This window comes from Companilactobacillus versmoldensis DSM 14857 = KCTC 3814 (assembly GCF_001434295.1).
GTDB lineage: Bacteria > Bacillota > Bacilli > Lactobacillales > Lactobacillaceae > Companilactobacillus > Companilactobacillus versmoldensis.
This window is the reverse complement of sequence record NZ_AZFA01000022.1, coordinates 23,669-33,735: the sequence shown is the minus strand read 5'-3', so window position 1 is coordinate 33,735 and position 10,067 is coordinate 23,669. Positions and strand designations below refer to the sequence as shown.

Annotated in this window: 5 protein-coding genes and 1 pseudogene; 4 read left to right on the top strand and 2 right to left on the bottom strand. The window is 34.4% G+C overall.

What is annotated here, in order from left to right:
* Positions 1-223: 223 nt before the first annotated feature.
* The 3 genes and pseudogenes from FC27_RS09585 (at position 224) to FC27_RS09575 (ending at position 6,187) form a co-directional block, all read left to right on the top strand.
* Positions 224-3,319, top strand: coding sequence for a type I restriction endonuclease subunit R (locus FC27_RS09585; protein WP_010625031.1), 3,096 nt, complete (start codon positions 224-226; stop codon positions 3,317-3,319).
* An 8-nt stretch (positions 3,320-3,327) separates the two neighbouring features.
* Positions 3,328-4,977: pseudogene (locus tag FC27_RS09580) on the top strand (type I restriction-modification system subunit M).
* Positions 4,970-6,187: a restriction endonuclease subunit S gene (locus tag FC27_RS09575; protein WP_010625029.1), complete on the top strand. Its 1,218-nt coding sequence runs from the start codon at positions 4,970-4,972 to the stop codon at positions 6,185-6,187. The pseudogene FC27_RS09580 and the gene FC27_RS09575 overlap by 8 nt, the downstream one beginning before the upstream one ends.
* Before the next feature lie 31 nt (positions 6,188-6,218).
* Here the strand turns inward: FC27_RS09575 and FC27_RS09570 are convergent, their stop codons facing one another.
* Together FC27_RS09570 and FC27_RS09565 are read right to left on the bottom strand one after the other, a co-directional pair.
* Positions 6,219-7,145, bottom strand: coding sequence for a site-specific integrase (locus FC27_RS09570; RefSeq protein ID WP_010625028.1), 927 nt, complete (start codon positions 7,143-7,145; stop codon positions 6,219-6,221).
* A 79-nt stretch (positions 7,146-7,224) separates the two neighbouring features.
* Positions 7,225-8,427 carry a restriction endonuclease subunit S gene (locus FC27_RS09565; protein ID WP_056938099.1) on the bottom strand — a complete coding sequence of 401 codons (1,203 nt, stop codon included), beginning with the start codon at positions 8,425-8,427 and terminating at the stop codon, positions 7,225-7,227.
* Between the two features lie 186 nt (positions 8,428-8,613).
* Between FC27_RS09565 and FC27_RS09560 the strand changes: the two genes are divergently transcribed.
* Positions 8,614-9,792, top strand: a complete 1,179-nt coding sequence (locus FC27_RS09560; protein ID WP_010625025.1) for an ammonium transporter — start codon at positions 8,614-8,616, stop codon at positions 9,790-9,792.
* Positions 9,793-10,067: the final 275 nt, after the last annotated feature.

Below are 10,067 nucleotides of genomic sequence, written 5' to 3'. Positions count from 1 at the left end.
ACCAGAAAGTTTAGACCCAATAATTTAAACGAAAAGACAGACAAACGTCTGTCTTTTTTTGTTTATACTTTTATCTTGATTTAATCGGCATTTTTTGTTATTGAAACTTAATAAAATAGCGATATCACAAGACATTTCATCTGATAAAATATAAGAAGCTAGAATTAAATTTAAATATTATAAAAACAAAAGTATATTTACTAAATAATGGAGGTTAAGCACTTTGAGCATAGAAACAAATGAACTCAAATTTGAAGATAAACTAATTGATTATTTAGTTAATTTGGGTGGAACAAAACAGTGGGATTATTTACCAAATATTAAAACGACTGAACAACTGTGGGATAATTTTAAGAGTATCGTTGAACAGCACAATCAGGATAGATTAAGTAGACCATTGTCGAGGCCAGAGTTTAATCAAATCAAAACAATCATTGGACAACTAGAAACACCTTATAAAGCTGGACAATTTTTGTATGGAATCAATGGCATATCTCAAGTCGAGGTCGACTTGGATGATGGGGAACATGTCTATTTAAAGATTTTTGATCAAGATAATATTGGAGCTGGAGATACGATTTATCAAATCGTCAATCAAATCCAACGACCAGCAGTGATTCCTGGCCGTATGAATCGTCGTTTTGACGTAACGTTATTGATCAATGGCTTACCGATTATCCAAATTGAGGAAAAGGCCGATGGCCATGACGCTAATGAAGCACTTAATCAGATGAAACAGTACATTGACGAAAGACAATATACTGATATCTTTTCAACTTTACAAATTTTAGTGGCCATTACGCCGCATGATTGCCGATATATGGCAAATACTACCGTTGAGAAATTCAAAAAAGAATTTGCATTCCGTTGGCAAAGAGCAGAAGATAATAAGCCAGTTTTTGACTGGAAAGAATTCGCCAACTATATGTTGTCGATACCAATGTCGCACCAGATGTCGACCAATTATATGATTCTAGATGGAACGCCAAAGAATCAAATGATCAAAGCGATGCGTCCTTACCAAGTTTATGCTACTCAACGAGTCATCAATAAATTAAGACAGCATATGTTTGATATTGATTCACAAAAAGTGGGGTACGTTTGGCACACGACAGGTTCCGGTAAGACTATCAGTTCTTTCAAAGCAGCTTGGTTAGCTTCGAGATTACCGAATGTTGATAAAGTAGTTTTCTTAGTCGATCGTTTGGCTTTGACTAATCAAACAGTCGATGAATATAGAGCATATGATCCCGAAAATACTGAAGAAAGTAACGGTGGTGTAGTTACCGATACGGCTAATCGGTGGGTCTTAGCCAAGAAAATAAATAAGAAGGGTAACGGGATAATCGTTACTTCAACTCAAAAAATGGCTGCCATGGTCAATCGAGAAAAATTTGAACCAATCAAAAAGAATATTGTTTTCATCGTTGATGAAGCTCATCGTTCAACATCAGGTGATATGTTACAACGTATCAAAAAAGGTTTTCCTAAGTCAGCTTGGATCGGTTATACAGGAACTCCAGTGTTTGATACCCATCCAACTACCCAAGAAGTTTTCGGTGATCTAATTCATGCCTATACGATCCGTGATGCGATTGCTGATGGTAATGTCTTAGGTTTTAAAGTCGACTTTGAAACAACTCTTTCTGATGATGTTTTGAGAAATCAATATTTGCCAGAATATTTCAAAGCAAGATTTCCTCATATGACTGATGAAGATTTGCGATTGCGGATTGACGATATGTCTGATGAAGACATGGATGATACGATTGAAACCAGTGTTTATGATAATAATCAAAAACATATTGAATTAGTTGTAGATGATATCATTAAAAATTGGAATAAGCGTTCACGTAATGGTGAATACAATGCTTTATTTACGACTCACGTTGGAGGTACTAAAAAGTCGACTCCAATGGCGATAGCTTATTATAAAGAATTCAAAAGGCGTAATGCTGAATTAGATAAACCCTTGAAAGTGGGGATTACCTTTAGTGAGGATACTTCCAATAAGTCTGGTCAATTGGAGAACAATCGGAGTCTACGAGATGTCGTCCAAGACTATAATAAGGAATTTGGAACTAGTTTTGATGATCGGTCTATCAAAGAATATACAGCACAGGTGATTTCAAGATTGAATCGGACGGTCGATGATGGAAAATATTTCGATATTGTCATCGTTGTCGATCAATTATTGACTGGTTTTAATGCTCCACAAATGAATACTCTGTACGTTGATCGGACCTTAAAAGGAGCTGCTTTGATTCAAGCTTATTCCAGGACCAACCGTGTTTATAATCGACAGACTAAACCATTCGGAAGAATCGTCAATTATCGTTGGCCACATCATACTGAACAATTGATGAAAGAAGCATTGGCCAAGTATGCTAATCGTGATTCTGCCAATGTTCAAATTACAATAATTGATAGTAAAAAAGTTGATGATGATGTTATCGCCAAAGATTATGATGAAGTTAAAGATGAATTGAAGGAAGTCGTCAACAATTTAGATGAATATTCCCGTAATTTTACGGCAATACCTGATGATGATAATAAAATTGAAGCAATGTACGCGGATTTAAAAAAATATAATCGTCTGATGGCAATGGCTAAACAAGATGATAAGTATGACGATAAAAATCCTGAAAAATTGGTCTCAGAAATTGGCTTCTCAGTCGATAAGGAAGAAGTCCTCACAACAGTTTTAGCTAATAGATTGAAAAAAGAGGCTGCACGGATCCACGATGTTGACGTTTCACAGATCGATTTACAGATGGAACATGTCAAAGAGGTCCGAGTTAATTATGATTATCTGGAAGAATTGATTGCTGATTTGATGAACCAATACCACGACAATGATATTGATAAAGCTAATAAAACTGCTAACGAGATCAATTCTATTTCTGATAAAGTTGAAGATCGTAAATATGCTGAACAAATCAAACAGTTTGCTAGGGATATCTTAGCTGGAAATATCAATTATGATGAATATCCCGTTGATCAAAAAGAAATCAAGAAATTAGTTGAGAATCATAATAAATCTCAGTTGAGAAATGATGTTTTTGAGTATAAAAAGCATTGGGGAGTCGCTGATATCAAAAATTCATACCAAATCAACGAAATTGTTGCCAATCATATTAAGGATGCTGACGATTTGAATATCAATTGGACCCTTGATGAAATACTCCGAGAAGGTATTAAAGTTTATAAGACTGATGCAGATTCCAAGACGGTGGCATCGTTGTCACCAATCAAATATAGAACAAATTTTAGAAGAGAATTTAAAAAGTTTGCCGATAGAATGGTAGATAAATACTAGGAGAAATTATGAGTAAAGCACAAGATATAACTAGCAAAATTTGGGAAATGGCTAACCGCTTAAGAAGTAATATGGATGCCAGTGAATATAGAAATTATATTTTAGGATTCATGTTTTATCGTTATCTTTCCGAGCATCAGGAAACAAAAATGGTTGATAACGAACTGCTTTCAATTGAAGATGGCCAAGCTGTCAATGATGCCTATACACAAGAAGCTAGTGGGGATGATCTTAACGATTATTTAGAGGAATTAGCTGATTCGTTGGGCTATGCGATTGCACCTAGATTCACTTGGCAAACAATTGTGGATAAGGTCCACAATAACGAAATAGCTCCATCTGATTTTCAAGATATGCTCGATGACTTTAATAAGAGCGTTGATTTAAACCGACATTCGAAACAAGATTTCCACGGTGTGTTTGCGGATATGAACCTAGGTAATTCACGGTTAGGTCAAACTACTGCAGCACGTGCTAAAGCTTTAACAGAAATTGTTGATTTAGTTGATAGCGTCGATTACAAAGACGATAATGGCCGAGATATCCTTGGTGATATTTATGAGTACTTGATTGCTCAATTTGCGGGTAATTCAGGGAAAAAAGCCGGGGAATTCTATACTCCTCACCAAGTTTCTGAAATCTTGGCAAAATTAGTTACTATTGGTTTGGATCCTGAAGAAACTAAGCCTAGTGTTTATGACTTTGCCTGTGGTTCAGGTTCACTATTATTAACAGTTCAAGAACAAATCAAAAACCATCGGTTATTTTATTTTGGTCAAGAATTGAACACGACTACTTATAACTTGGCTCGGATGAATTTGATGATGCATAACGTTTCGTATATGAATATGGACTTACGGAATGCTGATACATTAGAGATGGATTGGCCAGATGGTGTCGATGCTCAAGGGGTTGATCATCCACGTAATTTTGATATGGTTGTTGCCAATCCTCCTTATTCAGCTCACTGGGATAACAACGATAACAAGATGAAGGATGCTCGTTTTAAAGATTATGGAGGCTTAGCTCCTAAGACAAAGGCTGACTATGCCTTCTTATTAAATGGTCTTTATCATTTGAGCAACAAGGGAACAATGGCAATCGTTTTACCTCACGGTGTATTGTTCCGTGGTGCTAAAGAAGAAAAAATCCGTAAATCATTATTGGAGAAGAATCAAATTGATGCCGTCATTGGATTACCAGCTGGACTATTTTATTCGACAGGTATTCCAACTGTGTTAATGGTTTTAAAGAAGAATAAGACTAATAAAGATGTTTTGTTCATTGATGCAAGTAGTGATTTTGAAAAGGGAAAGAATCAAAACCTTTTGCGTGGTCAAGATATCGATAAGATGATTGATACTTATAAAGAACGTAAAGATGTTGATAAATACGCTCATGTGGCATCAATTGACGAGATCAAAGAAAATGATTTTAATTTGAATATTCCTAGATAAGTTGACACATTTGAACCTGAACCTGAAATTGATTTAGGTGAGGTTACTAAAGAAATCAAAGAGAATAACAAAAAAATTGAAGAAAACAAAAAGGAGTTACTTTCAATGATGAAAGAACTCACTTCTTCGGATGAAAAGATTCAAAATGATTTGAATGATTTTATTTCAATGTTAAGTGATGAGGTGGATCATCGTGGATAAAAAGGTACCAGTAGTACGATTTAAAGGATTTACTGACGATTGGGAACAGCATAAGCTGGGTGATTTAATCGAAAATTATTACAATGGTCAAACTCCCAGTAGAAATAAAGTTGAATATTGGGGTGGTACTTTAAACTGGTTAACAAGTGGTGAACTTAATCGAGGTATTGTAACAAAAACTAAAGAAAAAATAACTGAAATTGCTAAGAATAAAACTCACTTAAAAGTTGTTCCAAAGGGTACTTTTGTAATTGCAATTACTGGTTTAGAAGCAGAAGGGACCCGTGGAAACTGTGCAATACTTGGAATTGATACAACTTTAAATCAGTCATGTATGGCTCTCTTTACAAATTCTAATTTGATTAAAGTTGAATTTCTCTTTCAGTGGTATAGGAAAAGAGGAAATGAATTTGGAATTAGATATACACAAGGTACCAAACAGCAAAGTTATAATGCGACAATTTTGAATATTCTGCCAATATCAGTGCCTTCTTTGAGTGAACAAGAAAGAATCCAAAGTATTTTACTACAACTTGATAACATTATCGCCCTTTATCAAGAACAGTTGAATCTTTATCAACAGTTGCAAAAAGAATTACTTCAAAGAATGTTTGTATCACACCGTCAAAGTAATCCAACGATAAGATTTTCAAAATTTTATGATACTTGGGAACTGCAAGTGATTTCTAAATGTTTTAAAAATATTAGAAATGCTTTTGTTGGAACCGCTACTCCATTCTATGTCGACAAGGGAAAAGGTCATTTTTATCTTGAAAGTAATAATGTAAAAAATGGAACAATAAACAGGGATAAGCAAATATATATCAACGAAGAATTTTACTTGAAACAATCGGATAAATTATTACATAGCGGAGATATGGTAATGGTGCAATCTGGTAGTGTTGGTAATTCCGCCATAATTCCTCCAGAGCTGGATAGTACAGCGGCTCATGCTTTGATTATGTTTCAGTCTCCTCAAGAAAAAATTAACTCAAAATTTATAAATTTTTTCTTTCAGACAAGCGAAGCAAAATCAGAATTAAGAAATATTACGACTGGCAACACAATTCAACATATATTAGCATCTGACATGGCACAATTTAAGATCAAAATACCAACAAAATCCGAACAGAACAAAATTCAGAAACTATTTGATACAACCGTACATATTATCGATTTTTATAACAAAAGAATAAATGATGTACTTTAGAAAAGAAGTTTTTATTACAAAAATTATTCATCTAATTCAAAAATGACATTTCCCGCATGATCTTATCGTTATCCTGTGTTTCCAATTCCTGAATAATATGCAAATAGGTATTCTGTGTAGTTGTCATATTGGCATGTCCTAATCTTTTTGCGACTGAAGCAATTGATACTCCACCAAATAGCAACAGTGATGCATGTGTGTGACGTAATCCATGTATCGATATCACGGGAATCCCTGCTTTTTTACATATCAATTCTAAATGATTATTCACAGTTGAATTGAATACTCGCTGTTTGACAAAAATGGATTTATCTTTCGGAAGATCCTTTACCAGTTGAGAAAATTGCATCGCTAATTGTCGATCTATTTGCACTTTTCTGACTGATGAAGGATTTTTTGTTGGCTGAAAGCCTCCTTTAGTTGCTCGATAATTCCATGTTTTACTGATGTTTAATGTCTGTCGATCAAAGTCAAAATCATTGGGAGTCAGCGCCAATGCTTCAGAAAACCTCAGACCGGTTTTAGCTACCAACAAAATATACCAATCCCAATTAATTTCGGTGCTCAAATCGAGTTGCTGAATCATTAGCTTAACTTGATTTTGACTCAAAAACTTCGACTTTTTTCTACCTGGCTTTTTACCCTTAATGATTATTTTCCGAGTGGGGTTGACCTTTATCAGCCCTTCATCGACAGCATCCATGATGGCACCTTTGATTTGGTGGTGAAAATCCAGCGTCGTTTGCCTTTCGTGTTCCAAAGCGTAAGTGTTGATCAGTTCTTGATAAGTCCGGCGAGTTAAATCGCAAAGACGCAGTTCTGGAGCCAATTTAGCAAGCCATTTGAGAGTCATATAGTATTTGGTCAGTGTCACCGACCGAATAGCATTGACTTTATAAATAGCAATCCACTCCTCAAAATATTTATAGAATAATTGTGCAGATTTCTTCTTGCTCATAAAAAACCTCCAAATAATTATTGGTATTCGTATGAATACTAAATTTAATTATCAGGAAGTTTTTTGAGTAGTGCATTTATTATATAAATAATTTCTGTAGCAAATATTCTTTTTCTGAATTCATGTAATTTAATTTGGTTTGGTAAAGAGCTATAAATTCATCAACCGACCTACAAATTTTTCCTATCAAGTTCTGTTCTTTCAAAGTTGGAACATTGCAATTCATTTTTTTAAACTTATCTCTTGATATGTAAAAAATTGTTGATCCAACCGATTCAATTCTCATTAGCTTTTGAATACGAGGTGTTTTAAATAAATTGAATAAAAATTCAAGATTATAAGATGGCTTTGGTACCAGTCCTATAAAGGTTTGATTTGTTACTAAATCATTTGTCACAATAGCCACCACGCCAAATGTTGCACTTGCAGATACTATTAATGAATTTTTAGGAATAACTTTTAAATTCATGGATTTTATTGTTTCAGTGGATACATAGTTTCCCGATTTTGATTCATTCAGATACTTTCCGTCAATATCATCAATGCGAGTCCAAGGAATTGTACCACCAAATTGTTTGGGCTTATCTCTCATTGGAACTATAAAGTCAGACATTACCGCATTTAATTCACGTGGTTCCCAAGAATCATGAAATTTGGAAAATCTTATAACTGGTTTACTCCTGTGAGTATTTGCAAACATATTTTGAAGAAGTGTTTTTTTTAACTTCTCATAAAAATGTAACTGTTCTTGATAAAGAGCGACAAGGTCATCAATTAAATTTAATAAGTATCCTATACTCTTTTGTTCTTTTAAACTATTTGGCATTTTAAACTTGTAATTTGAATATTCTTTTGCGTTTATTCTCGGTTGGCCCGATCTTTGGGAGGTAACCTTTACAAAATTATTATATTTTGTAGTCAAAGTAATATTAAAAATAAATTTACTATCAAAGTTATCTAATATGGATGCTTTTATTAAATAGCCGGCGAAGTAAACAATCCCATCTGAAGATTTGTATAAGTATGTTTTGCCAACACTTGCCCCAGTTCTTGCAAAAAGCAGATCATTTTGTTTCAATAGGTAGCTTTCATCAATATCTTTACTATCTGGAGATGTTAATTTTTTATTTGACAGGTTATGCGATAAGTCATCAATATCTGTTATTCGTAAATATTTATTGGTCCCATCATAATACTTTGATGCAACGTTTAGACCATACATAAACTTTGAAGCCACATCGGTAAGCTTACGTTGTTCCCAAGCTATAGTCAGATAAACCAAAAATAACCTTCTCGATTCCAAATTGGGAAGGTTATTTGCATACCTAAACAAAATATCATAAATTACATTATTATGCCTATTCTAATAATATTAGAAAAATATTTTAAAATTGGTATACAAACAAAAAATAGAAGTCTAAAATATTCGACTATAAATAAAATTCTAAATGGGAAGAGCGTGAGAATTATGGATATTGTTTTTATGTTGTTAAGTACCATGCTGGTTTTGATTATGGTACCCGGGATAGCTATTTTTTACAGCGGGTTCGTTCCTAATCGTGATGTTACGAGAATTTTATTTAATACTTTTATTATGTTTGGTATAGCTGGATTGCTCTGGATAATCGTTGGCTTTCCAGTCACATTTGAAAACAGTAATATCGGTTTGAATGTCGATCTTCATCATCTGTTTTTAGAAGGAATCAATCTTCATAAAAATTACCAAGGAACAGGCTTGCCAACAGCGGTCTATTTATTATTCCAAATGATGTTTGCTATCCTCACGCCAGCGTTATTTTTAGGGGCAGTGGCCAGTCGAGCACGGATCAAATTTATCGCCTTTTTCGTTGTCTTCTGGTCCATTTTAGTTTATTATCCGATGGCACATATGGTTTGGGCTGGAAATGGATTTTTAGCTAGACTAGGTGTTTTAGATTTTGCTGGTGGGACAGTTATTCATATCAATGCTGGTATCACCGCAATGATCTTAGCGATAACTTTGAGAAAACCATATCAGTACAACAATGAGAATGTTAAAGGCAACCCAATGTGGATCCTTGTAGGAACTATGTTGTTGTGGGTCGGTTGGTATGGTTTCAACGCCGGTAGTGCTTTACACGTTGGGACCCAAGCAATCGATGCTTTCTTTACCACAACAGTGGCAGCTTGCTCAGCTTTGATAACCTGGGTCATTTTAGAAAAGATATTTAAAACCCGCGTCTCTGTTAACGGCGCTTGTACTGGTAGTATCGTTGGACTAGTCGGTATCACACCTGGGGCAGGTTATGTCTCGATGATAGGGGCCTTGATCATTGGTGTTATTTCAGCTTTTGGAAGCTTTTATTTCATCAACAACTTGAAGTATAAATTGCATCTCAATGACTACTTAGATATCTTCGGCGGTCACGGTGTCAGTGGAATCATCGGTTCACTTTGTGTCGGTTTGTTTGCTAACAATACCGTTGATAACCAAGTTCCATTGAATGGTTTGTTTTACGGGGGTGGCTTTAAATTATTAGGAATTCAATTCATCGGAGTTATCTTTACCGTCATTCTTGTCTCAGTCGTTTCGAGCTTATTAGTCTTTTTGATCCGCAAATTGTTCAAAGGCGAAGTCGGGATCGATGCACCGTTAGATCTTTCTTAAAAGTAAGCTTAGAAAGTCTAATTTAAATTAAAAATATTTACAAAAAGCTAAACAGACCTTATTTGCTGATATGTTAGCACTTAAGACCTGTTTTTGTATCTGGATAAACATATCCAAATAATAATAAATTAAAATAAATGGTTGAATATTAAAAAATCTAATGCTAATATTACCAATATCAAATAAGGAGGTTACAAAAGATGTTTAATAAAGCCAATCAAACAAACGCCAAACAAATTCAATCTAACAGCTCTGTAACCTTCTTACAAGCCTTG

Excerpts from the sequence above, each read along its gene's own strand:
- FC27_RS09570 (WP_010625028.1), bottom strand. The coding sequence starts at position 7,145 with ATGAGCAAGAAGAAATCTGCACAATTATTCTATAAATATTTTGAGGAG.
- FC27_RS09560 (WP_010625025.1), top strand. The coding sequence starts at position 8,614 with ATGGATATTGTTTTTATGTTGTTAAGTACCATGCTGGTTTTGATTATG.